A 22415-nucleotide genomic window follows, 5' to 3' on the forward strand; every position below is an offset into this window, starting at 1 on the left:
CGGCCGGCCAAACGGCCGCAGGGCTCAGTGGATTTCCGGCACGATCATGTGGGCTGGCACGGGCTGGCGCAGGTAGTCGGCATGGCGCTCCCGCGCCGGCAGTTCGACCGGCGGATGCGGCACCTCCTGGTAGGGCAGCTGGGCCAGCAGGTGGCTGATGCAGTTGAGGCGCGCCTTCTTCTTGTCGACCGCCTGCACCACCCACCAGGGCGCTTCGGGAATGTGCGTGCGCTCCAGCATGGTCTCTTTGGCCTTGGTGTATTCCTCCCAGCGGCGGCGGCTCTCCAGATCCATCGGGCTGAGCTTCCATTGCTTGAGCGGGTCGTGGATGCGGCCGAGAAAGCGCATGTGCTGCTCGTCGTCGGTGATGGAGAACCAGTACTTGATCAGCGTGATACCCGAGCGCACCAGCATCTTCTCGAACTCCGGCACGGTGCGAAAGAACTCCTCGTACTCGTCGTCGGTGCAAAAGCCCATCACGCGCTCCACGCCGGCGCGGTTGTACCAGCTGCGGTCGAACAGAACCATCTCGCCGGCGGCCGGCAGGTGCGCGGCATAGCGCTGGAAGTACCACTGCGTGCGTTCGCGGTCGTTGGGCGCGGGCAGTGCGGCCACGCGCGCCACGCGGGGGTTCAGCCGCTGGGTGATGCGCTTGATCACGCCGCCCTTGCCTGCCGCGTCGCGGCCCTCGAACAGGATGACCACCTTCTTCTTGTGGTGCTGCACCCAGTCCTGCAGCTTCACGAGTTCGCCCTGCAGCCGGAACAGCTCCTTGAAGTAAGCCTGCCGCGCAGCCTTGTCGCCCGGGTGCGCCGCGGGTTCCAGCCCATCGATGCCGCGGTCCTCGATCTCGAGCTCGAGCTCTTCGTCATAGCTGTCGATCAGGTCGCGTGCGATGCGTTGCATCAGGTCTTCGTGGTCGGGAAGTGCGCTCGTCAGCATCATGGCAGGGCAGGTAGGAAGAGGTGGACAAGGCATGCTGCCCGCCGCACATGACCGTCGCGTGACGGACCGCGGCGCATGGACACGAAGTTGTCATGTGGCGCGAACACCATCGGGCCAACCATTCGCCCGTCTTCCCTGACCCACTCGCACCTTGCCGGCACTCCATGACCTGGCCGCCAACTCCTACGGCGGCGACGAAGCCGGGCTGATCTGCGGCTACCTGTTCGACGCCGGCGCGCCGGAGCCCGTGCGCGCGATCGATTCGGCCCAGGCTGCGGCCTGGCTGGGCACCGGCGCGCCCGCATCGCAAGAGCCCGCCTACTTGTGGTTGCATTTCAACCTGAGCCATGCGCACGCTGAGCGATGGCTGCTGCGCCACGCGCGGCTCTCCGACACCTTCTACGAAACGCTGCACGAGGGCTTGCCCTCCACGCGCATCGAGCGTGCGGACGATTCGCTGATCGCGGTCATCAACGACGTGCACTTCGAGTTCAGCTTCGAGCCGTCGGACATCTCCACGCTCTGGATCAGCGTGGGCCCGCGGCTGGTGGTCACGGCGCGCGCCAAGCCACTGCGCTCGGTCGATGCGCTGCGAACGGCCGTCAAGGCCGGCGACGCGCCGCGCTCCAGCACCGAACTGCTCGAGCACCTGCTGCGCGCACAGGCCGACGTGCTGGTGAAGATCGTGCGCGGCGTCACGTCGCGCATCGACCGCATCGAGGACGAGCTGCTGGCCGGCCGGCTCGACCACAAGCGCGCGCGGCTCGGGGTGTTGCGCCGGCTGCTGGTGCGGTTGCAGCGCCTGCTGGCGCCCGAGCCCGCGGCCCTGTTCCGCCTGCTTCAGGGGCCACCGGCGTGGATGGCCGAGGCCGACGTGCAGGAATTGCGCGGCTCGACCGAGGAGTTCTCGGTGGTTCTGCGCGACATGCAGGCCTTGCAGGAGCGCATCAAGCTGCTGCAGGAAGAAATTGCCGCCAACGTGAACGAGGACAACAACCGCAGCCTGTTCGTGCTCACGGTGGTGACCGTGCTCGCGCTGCCGATCAACATCCTCGCGGGCCTGTTCGGGATGAACGTGGGCGGCATTCCGCTGGCCGAGCACAAGCACGGGTTCTGGATCGTGGTGGCGATCGTCGCGAGTTTCACCGCCGCGGCCGCCTGGGCAGCTTTCCGCAAGAAGCGCTGAACCGCGCCGGCACGCGCAGTAATGCTATTTATTTAATAGCAACCCCAATAGCATCCATGCGCCCGCATCGATTTCCAGACCCAATAGAATGACGATGTGTCCACCATTCTCAACGCCGATCTGCACTGCCACTCCGTGGTCTCCGACGGCACGCTGACGCCCGAAGAACTGGCCGCGCGCGCGGCAGCCAACGGCGTCGAGCTCTGGGCGCTCACCGACCACGACGAGGTCGGCGGCCAGCACCGCGCGGCTGCCGCTGCGCGCGCCAACGGCCTGCGCTATCTCACCGGCACCGAGATCTCGGTCACTTTCGCCAACGAGACGGTGCACATCGTCGGGCTGGGCTTCGACGCGGACGACGCCGCGATGACCCAGGGCCTGTACGACACGCGCGGCGGCCGCGGCAAGCGCGCGCAGGAAATGGCCGAGGGGCTGGCCAGGGTCGGCATCCACGGTGCCTACGAAGGCGCGCTCAAGTTCGTCGGCAACCCCGAGCTGATCTCGCGCACCCACTTTGCGCGCTTCCTGGTCGAGCAGGGGCACTGCCGCGACACCTCCGAGGTGTTCCGCAAGTACCTGACAGAAGGCAAGCCCGGCTACGTGCCGCACCGCTGGGCGTCGCTGAAGGATGCGGTGAAGTGGATCACGGCCGCCAAGGGCATGGCCGTCATTGCGCATCCCGGGCGCTACAAGTTCACCGCCAACGAGGAATACGCGCTGTTCCTCGAATTCAAGGCGCATGGCGGACGGGCGATCGAGGTCGTCACCGGCAGCCATACGACAGCCGAATACGTCGAGTACGCCGACAAGGCGCTCGAATTCGATTTCGCCGCCTCGCGCGGCAGCGATTTCCACAGCCCGGGCGAAAGCCATTGCGATCTCGGCAAGCTGCCACCGTTGCCCGGCGCGCTCACGCCGGTGTGGGAACTGCTCAGCGACCGAATCCAGCAGTGAGCCAGAGCCCCGGGCCCGGCACCGACAGCGCAGCCACAGCGGCACTCGCGAACGCCCGCGCCGCTTCGCGCCAAGCGCGCGACGCGGAGTCCGGACGCATCCTCGCGGGCATCGGCCTGGTGCTGGTGGCCGTCGCCTGCTTTGCCACGCTCGACACCGCCACTAAGACTTCGACCGCCGCCGTGCCCATCCTCATGGGCGTGTGGTTCCGCTATGCCTTCCAGGCCGTGGCCACCACCGCGGTGCTGCTGCCGCGGCATGGCACCGCACTGCTGCGCACGCAGCACCCGCGCTACCAGCTGCTGCGCGGCGCACTGCTGCTGGTGTCGAGCACGCTGGCCTTCCTGAGCCTGCGCTACATGCCGCTGGCCGAGTTCACGTCGATCGTGCTGATTGCGCCGCTGGTCATCACGCTGCTAGCGGCCACCACGCTCAAGGAATATGTCTCGCCGCTGCGCTGGACGCTGGTGGCCGGAGGCTTCATCGGCACGCTGGTCATCCTGCGGCCGGGCGGCGATGCATTCAGCTGGGCCGTGCTGCTGCCTGTGGGGCTGGTGCTGACCAATGCATGGTTCCAGGTGCTCACCAGCAAGCTGGCGCAAACCGAGAACCCGCTGACCATGCATTTCTACACCGGCTGGGTCGGCGCGCTGATTGCCTCGCTGACCCTGCCCTTTGTGTGGACCGCGCTGCCGTCGTGGCATTGGTGGGCCTTGCTGTGCCTGATGGGGTTCATGGGCACCGTGGGGCATTTCATTCTCATCCTCGCCTACCAGCGCGCGCCGGCCTCCACGCTCACGCCGTATCTCTACGCGCAGATCGCCTTTGCCATGCTCGGCGGCTGGCTCGTCTTCTCGCATGTGCCCGACCGTTTCTCGCTCATCGGCATGGCGATGATCGCCGTGTGCGGCGCCGCCGGCGCCTGGCTCACGGTGCGCGAGCGCCGCGTGCCCATCGAACCGGCGGAATCCTGATCAGGAGTTTTTTTCCTCATGGCCCAGTACTTCGAAGTCCATCCCGAGAACCCCCAGCAACGCTTGCTGAAGCAGGCCGCGGCGCTGCTGCAGCGCGGCGAGATCGTGGCCGTGCCCACCGATTCGAGCTACGCGCTGGCCTGCCACCTGGACGACAAGGACGCCGTCGACCAGTTGCGGCGCATCCGCCAGGTCGACGAGAAGCACCACCTCACGCTGATCTGCCGCGACCTGAGCGAACTGGCCAACTACGCGCGTGTCGACAACAAGCAGTACCGGCTGCTGAAGGCCGCGACACCGGGGCCCTACACCTTCCTGCTCGAAGCCACCAAGGAGGTGCCGCGGCGCGTGAGCCATCCGCAGCGCAAGACCATCGGCCTGCGCGTGCCCGACCACAAGGTGCTGCTCGAACTGCTGATGCTGCACGGCGCGCCGCTGCTGGCCACCACGCTGATCGCGCCCGGAGAAACGGAGGCGCTGAACGACGCGCAGACCATCCGCGAGCGCTTCGAGAAACAGATCGGCGCCGTCATCGACGCGGGCGCCTGCCCGTCGCAACCCACCACCGTGGTCGATCTCACGCCCATGGGCTCGGGCGACGATCCGGTCGTGGTGCGGCAAGGCCGCGGCGCGCTGGCGGTGCTCGGCCTCTGACAAGCGGCACCGGGGCCTTCAACTCTGTCTGAGACAATTGCACAGTGGATATTTCCAACCTGATACAGACCGTACTTATTTACGCACTGCCCGTGATCTTCGCGATCACGGTGCATGAAGCGGCGCACGGCTATGTGGCGCGTTATTTCGGCGACAACACCGCCGAAGTGATGGGCCGCGTGACGCTCAATCCCATGAAGCACATCGATCCCATCGGGACCATCCTGATGCCGCTGATGCTCTACTTTGCCACCTCTGGAGCCTTTCTCTTCGGGTATGCCAAACCGGTGCCGGTGAACTTCGGCCGCCTGCGCCATCCGAAGCGCGACATGATCTGGGTGGCCCTGGCCGGGCCGGCATCGAATTTCGTGCAGGCCATTTTTTGGGCGCTGGTGTTGGTCGCACTCATTGCGGCCGGCGTGAATGAAACCTTTTTCATCAAGATGGCGCAAGGCGGCGTGCTGGTGAACCTCGTCATGTGGGCTTTCAACCTATTTCCGCTGCCTCCGCTGGACGGCGGCCGGGTGCTCGCGGGGCTGCTCCCCAACGGCCCGGCGCAGAACTTCCTCGCACGCATCGAGCCCTTCGGGTTCTTCATCGTGATGGGCCTGGTGATCGCGGGCGTCGTCAGCACTTTCTGGCTGCGCCCACTGATGGACGTCGGCTACATGGTCATCAACCTGCTCATCTCTCCGCTCACGGCCTTGCTAGGTTAAGTTCACTCTCCCATGGCTACCTCCCCCTCCGCTCCCCTGCGCGTCCTGACCGGCATCACGCCGTCGGGCACCCCGCACCTCGGCAACTACGTCGGCTCGATCCGCCATTCGGTGCGGCAGAGCGTCGCGCCGGGCGTGGAGAGTTTCTTCTTCCTGGCCGACTACCACGCGCTCATCAAGGTGCAGGAGCCGGCGCTGATCCAGCGCTCCACGCTCGAGATTGCCGCGAGCTGGCTGGCCTGCGGGCTCGACCCCGAACGCGTCACCTTCTATCGCCAGTCCGACGTCGTCGAGATCCCCGAACTCACCTGGTTTCTTACCTGCGTGACCGGCAAGGGCGTGCTCAACCGCGCGCACGCCTACAAGGCGCAGCTCGACAAGAACATCGCCAAGGGCGAAGACCCGGACGCCGACGTGACCGCCGGCCTCTTCATGTACCCGGTGCTGATGGGCGCCGACATCCTGATGTTCAACGCGCACAAGGTGCCCGTGGGCCGTGACCAGGTGCAGCACATCGAAATGGCGCGCGACATGGCGCAGCGTTTCAACCACCAGTACGGCGAGCACTTCACACTGCCCGAAGCCGAGATCGACGACGCTGTGGCCACGCTGCCCGGCCTGGACGGCCGCAAGATGAGCAAGAGCTATGGCAACACGATCGCCATGTTCGCGCCGCGCGCGCAGCTGCAAAAGCAGATCGCCAGCATCGTGACCGACTCGCGCGCCCCCGGCGAGCCCAAGGACACCGAGGGCTCGGCGCTGTTCCAGATCTACCAGGCCTTTGCCACCGCCGACGAAACCGAGGCGCTGCGCAAGGCCTTTGCCGAAGGCATCGGCTGGGGCGACGCGAAGCAGATGCTGTTCGAGCGCATCGACCTCGAAGTGGCGCCGCTGCGCGCGCGCTACGAAGCGCTGATGAACGACCCGGCGGAGATCGAGCGCATCCTGCTCGTCGGCGCCGAAAAGGCCCGTAAGCTCGCGCGCCCCTTCATGGCCGAGCTGCGCCATGCGGTGGGCCTGCGCAACCTTGCGGCGGGTAGCGTCAAGGCCGGCGCGCGCAAGGCCAAGGTGGCCAGGCCAAGCTTCAAGCAGTACCGCGAGCGCGATGGCCTGTTCTATTTCAAGCTGCTCGATGCGCAGGGCGCAGCCTTGCTGCAGAGCCGCGGCTTTGCCTCGCCGCAAGAGGCCGGCCGCGCCATTGCCGCCCTGCAGCAGCAGCGCGGCGCGGCGCTGGCCGGGATGGCCGATCAGCTCGAGCCCTCGAGCCCCGAAGAATTGCGCGCCGCGAACGAGGCGCTGGAAGCACTGGCGGAAGCAACGGCCCCTACCAACGGGAGCTGACCCGGCCATATCCATCGGCTTACCCGCCGAGGAAAAACGAGAGAAGACGGTGCGATCACTAAGGAAGAAAACATGAGCATTTATGTCATCGACGACCACCCCCTGATGCGCGACGCCATCGTGATGGTGTTGCGTCGCCTGCGGCCGGCCGAGAATATCGTCGAGCTCGAGCGTCTCGACAAGCTCGCGAGTTCGGTCCAGCAGCGCGGTGCGCCCACCCTCTTCTGCCTGGACCTGAAGCTGCCCGACACCAACGGCGTTTCCGGCGTGGTCGCCGTCAAGCAGGTGTATCCCAACGTGCCGATCGCCGTGTATTCGGCAGCGCCGGCGGCGGACATGGAAGACGCCTGCATCGAAGCGGGTGCCGACACCTACATCGAGAAATCGGCGAGCTCCGCCGAGCTGGCCGCGGCCCTGCGCGGCCTGCTGATGGCCGGCTCCGAAGAGGCCGACGAGCCCGCGCTGGCCAGCAACAGCAAGCTCTCCAAGCGCCAGACGCAGTTGATCGCGATGCTCGACAAGGGCATGAGCAACCGCGACATCGCCACCGACCTGGAGATCAGCGAGCACACGGTGAAGGTGCACCTGTGGCGCCTGTTCCGCCGCCTGGGCGTGAAGAGCCGCACGCAGGCGCTGCACTATGCGCGCACCAATGGGTTGATCTCGAACAATTAGAGCTCGCCCCCAGGCTCCGCGCACTTCGTGCGCTCCTCCCTCCCCCTACCGGGGGCAACACCAGAGGCCCGGCAAAGCCGGTTCCTCGGTGTTTCTGGAAGGGACAGGTCGGCCGTTAGGAGGCTGCTGAAAACCGCGCTCTTGCGCGGTTTTTTTATGGGTGCGGGAGTCGTCAGCCGCCGGAGGCGCTGACGCGGGCTTGGGCGACGGCTTCGTCGGCGTCGTGCAGTGCGACGCGGAAGACGCTGCCGCTGCCGAGGCGGGAGCGCACGCTGACGGGGTGGCCGAGCACGTGGGAGAGGCGGGCGACGATGGCCAGGCCGAGGCCGAAGCCGTCGGACGTGCCGGCATGGTCGGCCACCTTGTAGAACTCCAGGAACACGTCGCGCAGGTTCTCGGGCGCAATGCCGATGCCGGTGTCCCACACCTCGATGCGCAGGTCCTCGCCCGCTCCGCGCGAGGCCAGCAGCACGCCACCGTCGGCGGTGTACTTGATGGCGTTGGCCAGCAGGTTGCCGATCATGCGGCGCACGCGGATCGGATCGGTGAGAAAGCTGCCTTCGGTCACGTGCACGCGGAAGTCCAGGCCGCGGCTTTCGGCCACAGGACGGTATTGCAGCTCCAGGTCATGCAGCAGCTCGCCCACGTCCACGCGCTCGATGTGCAGCCGCACCTGGCCCGAGTCGATGCGCGCCAGGTCGAACATCGAATCGAACAGCGCGTTCACGGCATGCGTCGCGCGAACGATCTTGGGCGCGAGTTCCAGCACCAGCTCGGGCTCGTTGCGCAGCCAGTCGGCATAGAGCGACAGTGCCAGCACGGGCTGGCGCATGTCGTGCGCGGCGCTGGCGAGAAAGCGGTTCTTCATCGCCACCGCCGCGACCGCCGCTTGCCTCTGCTGGGTCAACGACTTGATCAGGATGTGGTTGTGGAACAGCAGCTCCAGACTGTTGCGCGCCGTCTCGTGGATGTGACGCCCCGCCCGCAGCAGCAGGAACCAATGCAGGATGGGCAGGATGGGCATCAGGAAGCCGTACTGGAAATGCGGCTCCACGATGTTGATGCTCAAGAGCCGGATCAGCACCGCGCCCAGCATCGTGATGAACAGCGTATTGACGTAGCGCTTGAGCAGTGGCGGATGCAGCGCCAGCCCGTTGAGCGGAAAGGTGCCCACGCCGGCCACGATCAGCCAGCTCATGAACTGGTTGACCTGCGGCGTGCGCTCGAAGAACAGGAGGACCGACGTGCCCCAGACCACCGCGCTGGTGCTCCAGATGAAGCCGTAGCGTTCGGTGAACTGCTGCTGCGCGGCCGCGCTCCGGCCCGCATAGCGCACGGCATAGACCTGGGCGCCCCACGCGCGGCATGCGGTGGCAATGAGGCCGGCGGCCAGCCACGTGAGCAGTTCCCAATGCGGGATGTAGCTCCAGTTCAGCCCGACCATCAGCGGCATGAGCGCCGCCGAGACGATGTAGGAGCCTCGCGCCGAGCGCATCAGGCTGCGGATCAGTTCGCCGCGTACCCACGATTCAGCTTCGTCGGCCGAAGCCGGAACCGGTGTGCTCGCGATCGACGCATTGGCCATGTGGCGCTGATCCCTCTTTTATTGATTTTCTGACGACAGGAACTGCCCGCTCCATGCGGGCATAAAGAGGTGGCGATCTTAACGGGCCGATGCCGCCGTTTCGACGCTGCCAGGGCGAGGCAAACCCGGGGTCGCTGCGAGGCGTACAGAGCGATGAACACGAAAGTCTTCGCTTTGGCCGAGGCCCGGCGGGGCACAAGCCGCCCGGTCGGCCACACTCGTGCGCCGGCCAGTAGATCGGCAGCCGTTCTTATGCCTATGAATCAACGAGACAAGCACTAGCTATCGTGAAGCCGCGAGCTCTGCGGCAGGTGCGCCATCAAAAACTCCATCTGGTCCGCCAGGATGCGGCGGTTCCTCAAGATGAAGTCTTCCCAGAGGCTGGGCACATAGGGCGCGTACAGGAGCGGCATGTTGGCCTGCTCGGGCGTGCGGCTGCTCTTGCGATGGTTGCAGGGCTTGCATGCCGTGACCACGTTCATCCAGGTGTCGATGCCCTTTTGCGCGAACGGAATGATGTGCTCGCGCGTGAGCTCGTCTTCGTGGAAATGCCCGCCGCAGTAGGCGCAGACATTGCGGTCGCGCGCAAAGAGCTTGCTGTTGGTGAGCCCTGGCCGCTGGGTGAAGGGGTTGATGCGCGGCACGCCCTTGGTGCCGATGATGCTGTTGATCGCGATCTGCGATTGCTCGCCCGTGATGGCGTTGTGGCCGCCACGGAACACGGCCACCTGCGCGCCCACTTCCCAGCGGACTTCGTCCGCCGCATAGTGGATGACCGCCTGTTCGAGCGATATCCATGACTGGGGCAGCCCTTGGGCCGACAGCTTCAAGACCTTCACCACACGCCTCCTCAAAAAGGGAAGAATCACGGAAAGACCAGGGACACGGAGCGCGCCGGAGACCACTTCAGGCGACGCACTGAGTCACAATATACCGGCTTTGTGACAAAACGGCCTGGTTCGCCCGTTCGACGGGCGCAAGGCGCTATCAAAAAGATACTCACCAATGCAGGTTTTCCGCGGCTTCCGGCACCCGGGCGTGGCTCCGGCCTGCGCCCTCACCATCGGCAATTTCGACGGCGTGCACCGTGGCCACCAGGCCATGCTCGCACTGTTGCAGACCGAGGCGCGACACCGCGGGCTGCCCAGCTGCGTGCTCACCTTCGAGCCGCACCCGCGCGATTATTTTGCTGCCGTCACCAAGAAACCCGATCTCGCGCCTGCGCGCATCGGCACCTTGCGTGACAAATTGACCGAACTCGCGGCCTGCGGCGTCGCACAGACCATCGTGCTGCCGTTCGACAGCCGGCTGGCGTCCCAATCCCCCGAGCAATTCATCCAGAACGTGCTGATCGAGGGCCTGGGCGCGCGCTACGTGCTGGTGGGCGACGACTTCCGCTTTGGAGCCCGGCGGGCCGGCGACTACGCCATGCTCGATGCGGCGGGCGATGCGCACGGCTTCGACGTGGCGCGCATGAACAGCTACGAGGTCCATGGCCTGCGGGTTTCCAGCTCGGCCGTGCGCGATGCGCTGGCCGAAGGCCGCATGACGGACGCCCAGCACCTGCTCGGCCGGCCCTACACGATCTCGGGCCACGTGGTCCATGGCCGCAAGCTCGGCCGTGCGCTGGGCGCCTCCCAGCCCGGCAAGGACGACGGATTCCGCACCCTCAACCTGCGCTTCAAGCACTGGAAGCCGGCCGCCAGCGGCATCTTCGCGGTGCTGGTGCACGGGCTGGCCGACCAGCCGCTGCCCGGCGTCGCCAACCTCGGTGTGCGGCCTTCGTTGGACGCGAACGACGTCAACGCCGGCCGGGTATTGCTGGAGACGCATTGCCTGGAGTGGCCCTCGCATCTGGGAGCCGAAGGGGCCTACGGTAAAATCGTCCGCGTGGAACTCCTGCACAAACTGCACGACGAATTGCGCTACGCCAGCCTCGAGGCCCTCACAGCGGGCATCGCCAAGGATGGGCGCGACGCGCGCGCGTTCTTTGCATCGACCCACGCCGAAACCCATCGCCAGACGACGCGGGATCGAATTTAGCCCTGCACGCACCGTGCTGCCGCCCTTCGACAAGCTCAGGGCGAACGGCTTTTCTTCCGCACCGACCGCTCAATGCAGTTCGGGCTGAGCCTGTCGAAGCCCCTCTGTTTCGCACCCCAACATGTCTGACGCCGCTTCCCCCACCGACTACCGTTCCACGCTGAACCTGCCCGACACCCCCTTCCCGATGCGCGGCGACCTGCCCAAGCGCGAACCGGGCTGGGTGAAGGAATGGAACGACGAAGGCCGCTACCACCGCCTGCGCGACGCCCGCCACGGCGCGCCCAAGTTCATCCTGCACGACGGCCCGCCCTACGCCAATGGCCAGATCCACATGGGCCACGCGGTGAACAAGATCCTGAAGGACATGATCACCAAGGCGCGCCAGCTCGAAGGCTACGACGCGCTCTACGTGCCCGGCTGGGACTGCCACGGCCTGCCGATCGAGAACGCCATCGAAAAGCAGTACGGCCGCAACCTGAGCCGTGACGAGATGCAGGCCAAGAGCCGTGCCTACGCCACGGAACAGATCGCGCAGCAGATGCTCGACTTCCAGCGCCTGGGCGTGCTGGGCGAATGGGACCATCCCTACAAGACGATGGACTTTGCCAACGAGGCCGGCGAGCTGCGCGCATTCAAGCGCGTGATCGAGCGCGGCTTTGTCTACCGCGGCCTGAAGCCCGTGTACTGGTGCTTCGACTGCGGCTCGTCGCTGGCCGAGTTCGAGATCGAGTACGCCGACAAGAAGAGCCAGACCCTGGACGTAGCCTTCAAGGCGCATGAGCGCGAGAAGGTGCTCAAGGCCTTCGAGACCGATCACACAATCCTCGGCGACATCTTTGCCGTGATCTGGACCACCACCGCATGGACCATCCCGGCCAACCAGGCAATCAACCTGAACCCGGAGATCGAGTATTCGCTGGTCGACACCGAGCGCGGCCTCTTGATCCTCGCCAACTCGCTGGTCGAGATGTGCATGACGCGCTATGCGCTGGACGGCAAGGTGCTGGCCACGGTCAAGGGCGAGAAGCTCGGCGGCCTGGAGTTCGAGCACCCGCTGTACGACGCCGATGCTGGCTACAAGCGCCTGTCGCCGGTGTACCTGGCCGACTACGCCACCGCCACCGACGGCACCGGGCTCGTGCACTCCTCGCCCGCCTACGGCGTGGACGACTTCAACTCCTGCATCGCGCACGGCGTGGCGTACGACGACATCCTGAACCCGGTGCAGGGCAACGGCAGCTATGCGCCCGACTTCCCGCTCTTCGGCGGGCAGAACATCTGGAAGGCGGTGCCGGTCATCATCGCGGCACTGCGCGACGCCAACCGCCTGCTCACCACCGAAACCATCACCCACACGCTACCCGCACTGCTGGCGCCACAAGACGCCGGTGATCTACCGGGCGGCGGCGCAGTGGTTCGTCCGCATGGACGAAGGCGAAGGCGTGTTCACCAAGGACAAGGCGCCCAAGACGCTGCGCCAGACCGCGCTCGAAGCCATCGAGAAGACGAGCTTCTATCCGGAGAACGGCAAGGCGCGGCTGCACGACATGATCGCCAACCGGCCCGACTGGTGCATCTCGCGCCAGCGCAGCTGGGGCGTGCCGATCCCGTTTTTCCTGCACAAGGATTCGGGCGAGCTGCATCCGCGCACGATGGAAATCCTCGACCAGGCCGCCGACATCGTCGAGAAGGGCGGCATCGAGGCCTGGAGCCGCGTCACGGCCGAGGAAATCCTCGGCGCCGAAGACGCGCCGCACTACACCAAGAGCACCGACATCCTCGAGGTGTGGTTCGACTCGGGCTCGACCTTCTATCACGTGCTGCGCGGTACGCACCCCAACGTGCACCACGCCGCCGGCCCGGAGGCCGACCTGTACCTCGAGGGCCACGATCAGCATCGCGGCTGGTTCCACTCGTCGCTCCTGATCGCCTGCGCGCTCGAAGACCGCGCGCCTTACCGCGGCCTGCTCACGCACGGCTTCACGGTGGATGCCAAGGGCATCAAGATGAGCAAGTCGCTCAAGAACGGCATCGATCCGCAGGAAATCAGCAGCAAGCTGGGCGCGGAAATCATCCGCCTCTGGGTGGCCGCGAGCGACTACTCGGGCGACATCGCGGGCGACGACAAGATCCTGGCGCGGGTGGTGGACTCGTACCGCCGCATCCGCAACACGCTGCGCTTCCTGCTCGCGAACACCAGCGACTTCGACATCGCGAAAGACGCGGTGCCGCTCGACCAGCTGTTCGAGATCGACCGATACGCGCTCGCGCGCGCTTCGCAGTTCCAGGCCGAGATCCTCGCGCACTACAAGGTGTACGAGTTCCATCCGGTCGTCGCCAAGCTGCAGATCTACTGCTCCGAAGACCTGGGCGGCTTCTACCTCGACATCCTGAAGGACCGGCTCTACACCACCGCACCGGGCTCGCTCGCGCGCCGCAGTGCGCAGACCGCGCTCTGGCACATCTCGCAAGCCATGCTGCGCTGGATGGCGCCGTTCCTGAGCTTCACCGCCGAAGAGGCGTGGAAGTTCGTCAGCACAGGCGAGCCGGGCGAGTCGATCTTCGCAGAGACCTACAGCCAGTTCGCCGCACCCGACGAAGCGCTGCTCGCCAAGTGGGGCCGCATCCGCGAGATCCGCGACGTGGTGAACAAGGAGATCGAGGCGGTGCGCGCAGAAGGCAAGGTGGGCTCGTCGCTGCAGGCCAATCTGCAGCTCAGCGCACCGGCCGACGACTTCGCGCTGCTGGGGTCGCTGGGCGATGACCTGAAGTTCGTCTTCATTGCTTCGGCCGTCGAGCTGGCCGCGGCCGAGGCCTTGTCCACCGTGGTGACGCCCAGCACGTCGCAGAAATGCGATCGCTGCTGGCACTACCGCAGCGACGTGGGCCACGACGCGGCGCATCCGACGATCTGCGGCCGTTGCACGAGCAACCTGTTCGGCGCCGGCGAGCCCCGGAGCTTTGCGTGATGGCGGGCGCACGCACCATGTCGGCCTCGCGTTCGCGCAGCGGGAGCATCTGGCCCTGGCTCGGGCTGGCCGCGATCATCCTGATCATCGACCAGTTCACCAAGACGCTGATCCTGGGCTACTACAAGCTCGGCGACGCCACCTACGTGACGAGCTTCTTCAACGTGGTCCGCGCGCACAACACGGGCGCGGCGTTCTCGTTCCTGGCCGACCATTCGGGATGGCAGCGCTGGTTCTTCACGGCCATCGGCGTGGCGGCCGCGATCTTCATCGTCTGGATGCTGAAGTCGCACGCGGGGCAGAAGCTGTTCTCGTTCTCGATGGCCTGCATCCTGGGCGGTGCCATCGGCAACGTCATCGACCGGATGATGCACGGCTACGTGGTCGACTTCCTGAGCTTCCATGCCGGCAACTGGTATTTCCCGGCGTTCAATGCGGCCGACAGCGCGATCACGCTGGGCGCGATCTGCCTGATCCTCGACGAGATCCGGCGGGTCCGCCGGGGAAAATAGAGCCGGAAGCCGGAACTTCCGCAAGCCCACGGGGGCTCGGCGCGCGGGCGCCGGCTCGCCCTTTTCCGTTCCATGACAACGGTGTTTGATCGTTGAGCCCATACATGTGGAAAATGGGGTCGAAAACGAACCCAAACGAAAAGGACAGAAACCGCCCCCCATGAAGCATCTCCTGAACCTGCTGGCCGCCGTTGCATTGCTGGTGTGGGGCACGCACCTCGTGCGCACGGGCGTGCTGCGCGTGTTCGGCGCCAACCTGCGCAAGATCCTGGTGCAGAGCATGCGCAACCGCTTCACGGCCGCCCTGTCGGGCATCGGCGTCACGGCGCTGGTGCAATCGAGCACCGCCACCTCGCTGATGACTTCCTCCTTCGTGGGGCAGGGGCTGGTCACGCTGCCGGCGGCGCTGGCGGTGATGCGGGGGGCCGACGTGGGCACGGCGCTGATCTCGGTGCTGTTCTCCGCCGACCTGTCGTGGCTTTCGCCCATGTTCATCTTCGTCGGCGTGGTGCTGTTCATCTCGCGCTCGGCCAGCGTGGCCGGGCGGGTGGGCCGGGTGCTCATCGGCCTGGGCCTGATGCTGCTGGCGCTGCAGCTGGTGGTGGAGGCCACGGAACCGCTGTTCTCCGCGCCGGCCGTGCGCGCGCTGCTGGCCTCGCTCAACAGCGACGTGCTGCTCGAGATCACCATCGGCGCGGCCCTCGCCATCGTGGCGTACTCGAGCCTGGCCGTCGTGCTGCTGGTGGCGGCCATGGCCAGCTCCAATGTGGTGCCGCTGGACGTCGCGCTCGGACTGGTGCTGGGCGCCAACCTCGGCAGCGGCCTGCTCGCGGTGCTCACCACGGCCAAGTCGGCCGTGTCGGTGCGGCAGGTCACGGTGGGCAACCTGCTGTTCAAGGCGCTGGGCGTGGCCATCGTCACGCCCTTCGTCGGGCTCTGGCTGCGCTACGTGCAGCCGCACGTGCCGAATGCGACGCACGGCGTGGTGCTGTTCCACCTGGCGTTCAACGTGGTCATCAGCCTGGGCTTCATCGGCCTCACGCAATGGGTCGCGGCCCTGGTCACCCGGATGCTGCCGGTGCCGCAGCAGCCCGCCACGTCCATGCGGCCGCACCATCTCGATCCCTCCGCGCTCTCAACGCCTTCGCTCGCCATTTCGAATGCGGCGCGCGAGGCCCTGCACCAGGCGGACATCGTGGAGACGATGCTCATCGGCACGCTCGACGTGATCCGCCACAACGATCTGCGCCTGTCGCAGGAGCTGCGGCAGCTCGACGACACGGTGGACGAGCTCTATTCGGCCATCAAGTACTACATGACGCGCATCTCGCGCGAAGCACTCGGGGAGGAAGAAAGCCGGCGCTGGACCGACATCATCAGCTTCACAATCAACATGGAGCAGATCGGCGACATCATCGAGCGCGTGATCATCGACATCGAAGACAAGAAGATCAAGCCGCAGCGCAATTTCTCGGAAGCTGGCATGGCCGAGATCGTCGAGCTGCATGGCCGGCTGGTGGCCAACCTGCGGCTCAGCATGAGCGTCTTCCTCAACGGTAATGTGCGCGACGCGCAGAAGCTGCTGCAGGAGAAGGCCCGCTTCCGCGATCTCGAGCGGGCCTATGCCACCACCCACCTCGACCGGCTCTCCGACCGCACGACGCTGAGCATCGAGACCAGTTCGCTGCACATCGACCTGATCAGCGACCTGAAGCGCATCAACTCGCACATCTGCTCCATCGCCTACCCGATCCTGGAGTCCGCAGGGGCGCTGGCGCCGAGCCGGCTGCGCGAATCGCGCCTGGGCAAGATCGAAGGCTGACCCGCGCCGATCCGGATCGGCGGCCAGGGGCAAGCCACCCCCGGCTGTGCGGCGGGCGTCAGAGGGCTGCGGGCATCGAGGCCATGAACTGCTCCTGCCGGCGGCGCAGGCAGAAGTCGATCAGGTCGTCGATCTCGGTGGCCTTGTCGAACACCGCATCGGCGCCCAGCTGCATGCATTTGCGGCGCGTCTCGGGCGTCAGGTGGTTGCTGAGCACCACCATCTTCTGCGTGGGCTCGCGGTTGCGGCAGGCTTCGAGCACGCTGAAGCCGGTGCCGTCCCGCAGGAACAGGTCGACCACGGCAAGGTCCCACTGCGACAGGTTGCCGGTCAGCCAGCGAATGCCTTCGCGCTCGGAGTCCGCCTGCCCCACGGGGTCGACCCGGGCGACTTCGCGCAAGGTGCCGGCAAGGGCGTCGCGGATGGTCGGGTTGTCCTCGACGATGAAGGTTCTGACAGTGTCCATGGGCTGGCCTCCCGGGCTTTGTCGAAGGCTACAAAGTACGTCTCAGGCGATACGAAGGCATGACACCCCAGCACGGGTAGGACAAGGCTGGCCCGCGGCCTGCGGCGCGGCCGCCCTGCCCTCGCGTCAGAGCGTGAGGATGGTGCAGCCGGTGGTCTTGCGCGCTTCCAGGTCCCGGTGCGCCTGTTGCACGTCGGCCAGTGCATAGCGCTGGTCGATCGGTATTTTCACGGCACCGCTCTGCACCACGGCAAACAGGTCGTCGGCCATGGCCTGGGTGCTTTCGCGCGTGGCGATGTGCGTGAACAGCGTGGGCCGCGTCACATAGAGCGAGCCCTTGGATGCCAGCGTGCCCAGGCTGATCGGCGGCACCGGGCCCGAGCCGTTGCCGAACACCGCCAGCAGGCCGAACGGGCGCAGGCACTCGATCGAGCCTTCCCAGGTGTCCTTGCCCACCGAGTCGTACACCGCCTTCACGCCCTTGCCGCCGGTGATCTCCTTCACGCGGGCCGTGAAGTTCTCGGTGCTGTAGTTGATGGCGTGCGCGGCGCCATATTGGAGCGCGAGCTTGCACTTGGCGTCGCTGCCCGCGGTGCCGATCAGCTGCAGGCCCAATGCCTTGGCCCATTGGCAGGCGATCAATCCGACACCGCCTGCCGCCGCGTGGAACAGGATGAAGTCGCCTGGCTGCAGGCCTTCCGCCGGCAGCGTCTTCTTCAGCAGGTACTGGGTGGTCAAGCCCTTGAGCATCATGGCCGCGCCGGTCTCGAAGGAGATCGCGTCGGGCAGCTTGCACACGGTCTTGGCGGGCATCACGCGCAACTCGCTGTAGGCGCCGGGCGGCTGGCTCGCATAGGCTGCGCGGTCGCCGGCCTTGAGATGCGCCACGCCCTCGCCCACGGCCTCGACCACGCCCGAGGCTTCCATGCCCAATTGAAGCGGCATCTGGAACGGATAGAGCCCGCTGCGCTGGTAGGTGTCGATGAAGTTCAGGCCCACGGCCTTGTGGCGGATGCGGATCTCGCCCGGCCCGGGCTCGCCGACTTCCACGTCGACGATCTTGAGTTCTTCGGGACCGCCGTGGCGGTCGATTCGGACGGCTTTGCTCATCATCTGTGCAGTCTCCAGGCAGGCGGAAAAAAGAGATGCGCATCCTGCCACGTTTGGCCCTGCCGCGGCGGCCAAGGGCAATGCCCGGTAGAGTCGTCAGCCATGCAGACACCGCCGCAGCGCCTCACGCTTTCCACCGTCTTCCTTCTCACCGTGCCGCCGCTGCTCTGGGCCGGCAACGCGGTGGTCGGCCGCCTGGTGCGCGAGCTGGTGTCGCCGCTCACGCTCAACTTCGTGCGCTGGGTCATCGCCTTCGCGCTGCTGCTGCCGCTCGCGTGGGCGGTGCTGCGCCCGGCGAGCCCCATGTGGGCGCACTGGAAACGCTACGCCTTGCTGGGGCTGCTCGGCATTGGCTCCTACAACGCGTTCCAGTACCTGGCGCTGCAGACCTCCACGCCCATCAATGTCACGCTGGTGGGCTCCAGCGTGCCGCTGTGGATGCTCGCGACCGGCGCCATCTTCTTCGGCGCCCGCATCGGCGCGCGCGAGATCGCCGGCTCGCTGCTCTCGATGCTGGGCGTGCTGCTGGTGCTGTGCCGCGGGGAATGGCGCCAACTGCTCGGGTTGCAGCTGGTGCCGGGCGACCTGTACATGATCCTGGGCACCATCGCGTGGGCCTTCTACAGCTGGACACTGGCGCGCACGCGGGAGCCCCAGGCCGTGCGGCAGGACTGGGCCGCTTTCCTGATGGCGCAGATGGTCTTCGGCCTTGCGTGGTCGGGCGTGTTCGCGGCCGGGGAATGGACGCTGACCGATGCCTATCTGGTGCCCGGTTGGCCGCTCTTCGCGGCGCTGGCCTTCATCGGCATCGGACCCGCGGTGCTGGCCTACCGGTGCTGGGGCAGCGGCGTCCAGCGTGCGGGACCGCAGGCCGCGAGCTTCTTCATGAACCTCACGCCGCTGTTCGCCGCGCTGCTGTCCGCGGCCTTTTTGCGCGAGCCGCCGCACTGGTACCACGGCGCGGCCTTCGCGCTGATCGTGGGCGGCATCGTGGTGTCGTCGCGGCGCTGATTCGACAACGCCCGGGCGACGGCTGGGCGAGCTCAGTAAGTGCCCGGGTAGGCGCCGCCGTCGGCGAGCACGTTTTGCCCGGTCATGTAGCCGGCCTGCATGCTGCACAGGAAGGCGCAGATGGCGCCGAACTCGGCCGGCGTGCCGAAGCGCCGGGCGGGAATGTTCTTCTTCCGGGCTTCCCACACGGTGTCGAAATCCTGGCCTGTCTTCTGGGCCGCGCCGGCCATCGTGCCCTTGAGGCGGTCGGTGTCGAACGATCCGGGCAGCAGGTTGTTGATGGTCACGCCCTGCGCCGCGATGGGCGTGCGCGCCACGCCGGCCACGAAGCCGGTGAGGCCGCTGCGCGCGCCGTTGGAAAGCCCGAGGATGTCGATCGGCGATTTGACCGAGCTCGAGGTGATGTTGACGATGCGCCCGAAACCCCGCCTGGCCATGCCGTCCACCGTGGCCTTGATGAGCTCGATGGGCGTCAGCATGTTGGCGTCGACGGCCTTGATCCAGGCCTCCCGGTCCCAGTTGCGGAAATCGCCGGGCGGCGGCCCGCCGGCATTGGTCACGACGATGTCGAAGTCATGGCCCAGCGCGAACACCGCGGCGCGGCCGGCCTCGGTGGTGATGTCGGCCGCCACGTGCTTGACGAAAGGCGCCGGCGAACCGGCTGCCGCCGCCGCCAGCCGGGCAGCCGCTGCGTCGAGCGCCTCGGCGCCGCGCGCCACGATCACCACGTTCACGCCTTCGCGCACCAGCGCCTCGGCGCAGCCGTAGCCGAGTCCCTTGCTCGCGCCGCACACCAGCGCGGTCTTGCCTGCGATGCCCAGATCCATGTTCCTGCTCCTGATTCGCCGGGGCGCTAGCGCCCCGTGCGTGTGAAAACGAAGATGCCCGCAATCACGAGCACCGTGCCGGCCGCAATCCACGCGGTGAACGGCTCGCCGAGAATGACCACGCCCATGAGAATGGTCGACAGCGGCCCGATCATGCCGGTTTGCGCCGCCATGGCGGGGCCGATGCGCTCGATGGCCATCATGACCATCAGGACAGGCACCGCCGTGCACAGCGTGGCATTGAGCACCGACAGCCAGATGACTTCGGGCGCCACCTGCAGCGCCGCGCTCATCGGCCGCGCCAGCACGAACTGCAGGATGCACAGCACGCAGGCGACGGTGGTGGCCAGCCCCACGAGCCTGAGCGACCCGAGGCGCTTGACGAACTCGCCGCTGTAGACGAGGTAGCCCGCGTAGCTCACCGCGCTCAGGAACACCAGGAACGCACCCCAGGCCGCCGCGCCGCCGCCCTTGCCGCCGCCGCCGATCCACAGCTCGTGCCCGAACACCAGCAGCACGCCGGCATAGCTCACGATCATGCCCAGCACCTGCGGCCGCGTGGCGCGCCGCCGGTACATGAGCCAGCCGAACAGCAGCACCAGCGTGGGGTTGAGATAGAGGATCAGCCGCTCGAAGCTGGCCGAGATGTAGGCGAGCCCCGCAAAGTCGAGAAAGCTCGCAAGGTAGTAGCCCGAGAAGCCGAGCCCGATCACGCCGAGCCAGTCGCGCAAGGTGAGCGCGGGCTTGCCGCGCCCGGCCCACCATGCCATGACCGCGAACAGCGGCAGCGCGAACAGCATGCGCAGCATGATGAGCGTGATCGCGTCCACGCCATAGCGGTAGGCCAGCTTGACGATGATCGCCTTGCCGCTGAATGCGATCGCACCCAGCGAAGCCAGCACGAGGCCGGCCCCGATGCTCTTTTTTGCGCCGCCTGCGGAAAAGGGAATGCCGGTCTGTACGGCGGACTTGGTCATCCCTCGATCATCACGCGTGCGTCAGAAGCCCGCGGCCACGCCATCGCGGCGCGGATCGCTGGCCGCGAGGTAGCCTTCCACCGACGGATCGCCCGCGCGCCAGATGAACTGGCCGGCGCCGAAGTCCTGGTAGGAGTCGTCGATCACGTCGAGCTGGTGGCCCAGCGCGCGCAGCCCCTGCACCGTGTTCGGGTTCATCGCGGCCTCGACGTTGATCTCGAGCCCCGCGTTGAAGCGCCAGCGCGGCGCATCGCAGGCGGCCTGCGGGTTCTGCTTGTAGTCGAGCATGCGCACCAGCGTCTGCATGTGGCCCTGCGGCTGCATGTTGCCGCCCATCACGCCGAAGCTCATCACCGGTTGGCCGTCCTTGGTGAGGAAGGCCGGGATGATGGTGTGGAACGGACGCTTGCCCGGCGCCACGACGTTCGGGCTCTCGGCCTGGAGGCTGAACCCGTGTCCGCGGTTCTGCAGGCTGATGCCGAACTCGGGTTCCACGCAGCCTGAGCCGAAGCCCATGTAGTTGCTCTGGATGAAGCTCACCATCATGCCGCTCTCGTCGGCGGCCGTGAGGTAGATGGTGCCGCCCTTCACGGGGTTGCCGGCCTTGAAGTCCTGTGCCTTTTTCACGTCGATGAGTCTCGCACGCGATGCGAGGTAGGCGTCATCGAGCATTTGCGCGGGGGTCACCGTCATCGACGATGGCTCCGAGACGTAGCGGTACACGTCGGCAAAGGCGAGCTTCATGGCCTCGATCTGCAGGTGCTGCGAAGCGACCGAGTCGACCGGCAGCGAAGCAATGTCGAACTTCTCGAGGATGCCGAGCGCGATCAGCGCCGCGATGCCCTGTCCGTTGGGCGGGATCTCGTGCAGCGTGTGGCCGCGGTAATCGCGCGAGATGGGCTTGACCCATTCGGGCTGGTAGGCCGAGAGGTCGGCCACGGTGAGGGCGCCGCCCTGCTCCTTCGAGAACCTGGCCAGCGCTTCGGCGATCTCGCCGTTGTAGTAGGCCTCGCCCTTGGTGCGGGCAATGGCCTTGAGCGCGCGTGCCGCGGCCGTGAAGCGGAACAGTTCGCCCACCTCCGGCGCGCGGCCCCAGGGCATGAAGGCCTGCGCGAAGCCCGCCACGGATTCGAGCACCGGCGTGGCGGCCGCCCATTTTTGCTGCACCACGGGCGGCACCAGGTAGCCGCGCTCGGCGATGTCGATGGCCGGCGCCAGCAGGTCGGCGAAAGGCAGCTTGCCGAACCGATCGGAGAGCGCCCCCCAGGCGCGCACCGCGCCGGGCACGGTGACGGAGTCGATGCCTCGCATCGGCGGCGTGGTCGCATCGGCGCCGTACTTGGCCTTGAAGTACTCGGGCGTCCACGCCCTGGGCGCGGGACCGGAGGCGTTGAGGCCGTGCAGCTCCTTGCCGTCCCAGAGGATGCAGAACGCATCGCTGCCCAGGCCGTTGCTGACCGGCTCGACCAGCGTCATGACGGCAGCGGTGGCAATGGCCGCGTCGACGGCATTGCCGCCCTGCTGCAGCATGCGCAAGCCCGCCTGCGAGGCGAGCGGGTGCGAGGTCGACACCACGTTGCGCGCAAAGATCGGGATGCGGGTGGAAAGGTAGGGGTTGCTGAAATCGAAGTTCATTGGTGCGTCT

19 protein-coding genes and 1 pseudogene are annotated in these 22415 nt (G+C 66.7%); 12 read left to right on the top strand and 8 right to left on the bottom strand.

All coding sequences use genetic code 11. The features are described 5' to 3' along the window. Positions 1–24: 24 nt before the first annotated feature. A complete protein-coding gene (gene ppk2, locus ABID97_RS22585; RefSeq protein ID WP_354400896.1) occupies positions 25–945 on the bottom strand; it encodes a polyphosphate kinase 2 in 921 nt (306 codons plus the stop codon). 151 nt (positions 946–1096) lie between these two features. Here ppk2 and ABID97_RS22590 point away from each other — a divergent pair, with 151 nt between their 5' ends. From ABID97_RS22590 to ABID97_RS22620, 7 genes are all read left to right on the top strand, one after another. Next, positions 1097–2131: a transporter gene (locus ABID97_RS22590; RefSeq protein WP_354400897.1), complete on the top strand. Its 1035-nt coding sequence runs from the start codon at positions 1097–1099 to the stop codon at positions 2129–2131. Positions 2132–2227: 96 nt separating this feature from the next. Then, positions 2228–3085 carry a 3',5'-nucleoside bisphosphate phosphatase gene (locus ABID97_RS22595; protein WP_354400898.1) on the top strand — a complete coding sequence of 286 codons (858 nt, stop codon included), beginning with the start codon at positions 2228–2230 and terminating at the stop codon, positions 3083–3085. After that, on the top strand, positions 3082–4059 hold the full coding sequence (locus tag ABID97_RS22600; RefSeq protein WP_354400899.1) for a DMT family transporter: 978 nt from the start codon (positions 3082–3084) through the stop codon (positions 4057–4059). The genes ABID97_RS22595 and ABID97_RS22600 overlap by 4 nt, the downstream gene beginning before the upstream one ends. 18 nt (positions 4060–4077) lie before the next feature. Continuing rightward, positions 4078–4713, top strand: coding sequence for an L-threonylcarbamoyladenylate synthase (locus ABID97_RS22605; protein ID WP_145745539.1), 636 nt, complete (start codon positions 4078–4080; stop codon positions 4711–4713). 44 nt (positions 4714–4757) lie between these two features. Beyond that, a complete protein-coding gene (locus ABID97_RS22610; RefSeq protein ID WP_354400900.1) occupies positions 4758–5429 on the top strand; it encodes a site-2 protease family protein in 672 nt (223 codons plus the stop codon). Positions 5430–5441: 12 nt separating this feature from the next. After that, on the top strand, positions 5442–6770 hold the full coding sequence (locus ABID97_RS22615) for a tryptophan--tRNA ligase (RefSeq protein WP_354400901.1): 1329 nt from the start codon (positions 5442–5444) through the stop codon (positions 6768–6770). Between the two features lie 72 nt (positions 6771–6842). Next, a complete protein-coding gene (locus tag ABID97_RS22620) occupies positions 6843–7445 on the top strand; it encodes a response regulator transcription factor (protein ID WP_354400902.1) in 603 nt (200 codons plus the stop codon). A 172-nt stretch (positions 7446–7617) separates the two neighbouring features. Here the strand turns inward: ABID97_RS22620 and shkS are convergent, their stop codons facing one another. After that, a complete protein-coding gene (shkS, locus tag ABID97_RS22625) occupies positions 7618–9030 on the bottom strand; it encodes a surface-behavior sensor histidine kinase ShkS (RefSeq protein ID WP_354400903.1) in 1413 nt (470 codons plus the stop codon). 278 nt (positions 9031–9308) lie between these two features. Next, positions 9309–9869 carry an HNH endonuclease gene (locus tag ABID97_RS22630; RefSeq protein WP_055804374.1) on the bottom strand — a complete coding sequence of 187 codons (561 nt, stop codon included), beginning with the start codon at positions 9867–9869 and terminating at the stop codon, positions 9309–9311. Between the two features lie 166 nt (positions 9870–10035). Here ABID97_RS22630 and ABID97_RS22635 point away from each other — a divergent pair, with 166 nt between their 5' ends. From ABID97_RS22635 to ABID97_RS22650, 4 genes and pseudogenes are all read left to right on the top strand, one after another. Beyond that, the gene (locus ABID97_RS22635) at positions 10036–11073 is read left to right on the top strand and encodes a bifunctional riboflavin kinase/FAD synthetase (protein WP_354400904.1); all 1038 of its coding nucleotides are present in this window, start codon (positions 10036–10038) and stop codon (positions 11071–11073) included. Positions 11074–11194: 121 nt separating this feature from the next. Then, positions 11195–14045: pseudogene (gene ileS / locus ABID97_RS22640) on the top strand (isoleucine--tRNA ligase). After that, positions 14045–14557 carry a signal peptidase II gene (lspA, locus tag ABID97_RS22645; RefSeq protein WP_354400906.1) on the top strand — a complete coding sequence of 171 codons (513 nt, stop codon included), beginning with the start codon at positions 14045–14047 and terminating at the stop codon, positions 14555–14557. Before ileS ends, lspA begins: the two are co-directional and overlap by 1 nt. A gap of 160 nt (positions 14558–14717) precedes the next feature. Continuing rightward, a complete protein-coding gene (locus ABID97_RS22650) occupies positions 14718–16379 on the top strand; it encodes a Na/Pi cotransporter family protein (protein ID WP_354400908.1) in 1662 nt (553 codons plus the stop codon). 58 nt (positions 16380–16437) lie between these two features. Here ABID97_RS22650 and ABID97_RS22655 read toward each other — a convergent pair whose 3' ends face one another. Together ABID97_RS22655 and ABID97_RS22660 are read right to left on the bottom strand one after the other, a co-directional pair. Beyond that, entirely contained in the window at positions 16438–16845 is a 408-nt protein-coding gene (locus ABID97_RS22655) for a response regulator (RefSeq protein WP_354400910.1), read from the bottom strand. Between the two features lie 126 nt (positions 16846–16971). After that, positions 16972–17955 carry a quinone oxidoreductase family protein gene (locus ABID97_RS22660; protein WP_354400911.1) on the bottom strand — a complete coding sequence of 328 codons (984 nt, stop codon included), beginning with the start codon at positions 17953–17955 and terminating at the stop codon, positions 16972–16974. Positions 17956–18057: 102 nt separating this feature from the next. Between ABID97_RS22660 and ABID97_RS22665 the strand changes: the two genes are divergently transcribed. Beyond that, positions 18058–18966 (top strand): DMT family transporter, encoded by a 909-nt coding sequence (locus ABID97_RS22665; RefSeq protein WP_354400912.1) that lies wholly within the window; start codon positions 18058–18060, stop codon positions 18964–18966. A gap of 32 nt (positions 18967–18998) precedes the next feature. On the opposite strand, the gene ABID97_RS22670 is transcribed toward ABID97_RS22665, so the two are convergent. Genes ABID97_RS22670 through ABID97_RS22680 form a run of 3 tightly spaced genes read right to left on the bottom strand, consistent with a single transcriptional unit; the run spans position 18999 to position 22405 of the window. Continuing rightward, positions 18999–19793, bottom strand: coding sequence for an SDR family oxidoreductase (locus ABID97_RS22670; RefSeq protein ID WP_354400913.1), 795 nt, complete (start codon positions 19791–19793; stop codon positions 18999–19001). 26 nt (positions 19794–19819) lie between these two features. Then, positions 19820–20770, bottom strand: coding sequence for a DMT family transporter (locus ABID97_RS22675; protein WP_354400915.1), 951 nt, complete (start codon positions 20768–20770; stop codon positions 19820–19822). 21 nt (positions 20771–20791) lie between these two features. Further along, positions 20792–22405, bottom strand: a complete 1614-nt coding sequence (locus tag ABID97_RS22680) for a gamma-glutamyltransferase family protein (RefSeq protein ID WP_354400916.1) — start codon at positions 22403–22405, stop codon at positions 20792–20794. Positions 22406–22415: the final 10 nt, after the last annotated feature.

It is taken from the genome of Variovorax sp. OAS795 (genome assembly GCF_040546685.1).
In the GTDB taxonomy this organism is placed as follows: Bacteria; Pseudomonadota; Gammaproteobacteria; order Burkholderiales; family Burkholderiaceae_C; genus Variovorax.

Excerpts from the sequence above, each read along its gene's own strand:
- ppk2 (WP_354400896.1), bottom strand. The coding sequence starts at position 945 with ATGATGCTGACGAGCGCACTTCCCGACCACGAAGACCTGATGCAACGC.
- ABID97_RS22605 (WP_145745539.1), top strand. The coding sequence starts at position 4,078 with ATGGCCCAGTACTTCGAAGTCCATCCCGAGAACCCCCAGCAACGCTTG.
- ABID97_RS22615 (WP_354400901.1), top strand. The coding sequence starts at position 5,442 with ATGGCTACCTCCCCCTCCGCTCCCCTGCGCGTCCTGACCGGCATCACG.
- ABID97_RS22620 (WP_354400902.1), top strand. The coding sequence starts at position 6,843 with ATGAGCATTTATGTCATCGACGACCACCCCCTGATGCGCGACGCCATC.
- shkS (WP_354400903.1), bottom strand. The coding sequence starts at position 9,030 with ATGGCCAATGCGTCGATCGCGAGCACACCGGTTCCGGCTTCGGCCGAC.
- ABID97_RS22635 (WP_354400904.1), top strand. The coding sequence starts at position 10,036 with ATGCAGGTTTTCCGCGGCTTCCGGCACCCGGGCGTGGCTCCGGCCTGC.
- lspA (WP_354400906.1), top strand. The coding sequence starts at position 14,045 with ATGGCGGGCGCACGCACCATGTCGGCCTCGCGTTCGCGCAGCGGGAGC.
- ABID97_RS22650 (WP_354400908.1), top strand. The coding sequence starts at position 14,718 with ATGAAGCATCTCCTGAACCTGCTGGCCGCCGTTGCATTGCTGGTGTGG.
- ABID97_RS22655 (WP_354400910.1), bottom strand. The coding sequence starts at position 16,845 with ATGGACACTGTCAGAACCTTCATCGTCGAGGACAACCCGACCATCCGC.
- ABID97_RS22660 (WP_354400911.1), bottom strand. The coding sequence starts at position 17,955 with ATGAGCAAAGCCGTCCGAATCGACCGCCACGGCGGTCCCGAAGAACTC.
- ABID97_RS22665 (WP_354400912.1), top strand. The coding sequence starts at position 18,058 with ATGCAGACACCGCCGCAGCGCCTCACGCTTTCCACCGTCTTCCTTCTC.
- ABID97_RS22670 (WP_354400913.1), bottom strand. The coding sequence starts at position 19,793 with ATGGATCTGGGCATCGCAGGCAAGACCGCGCTGGTGTGCGGCGCGAGC.
- ABID97_RS22675 (WP_354400915.1), bottom strand. The coding sequence starts at position 20,770 with ATGACCAAGTCCGCCGTACAGACCGGCATTCCCTTTTCCGCAGGCGGC.
- ABID97_RS22680 (WP_354400916.1), bottom strand. The coding sequence starts at position 22,405 with ATGAACTTCGATTTCAGCAACCCCTACCTTTCCACCCGCATCCCGATC.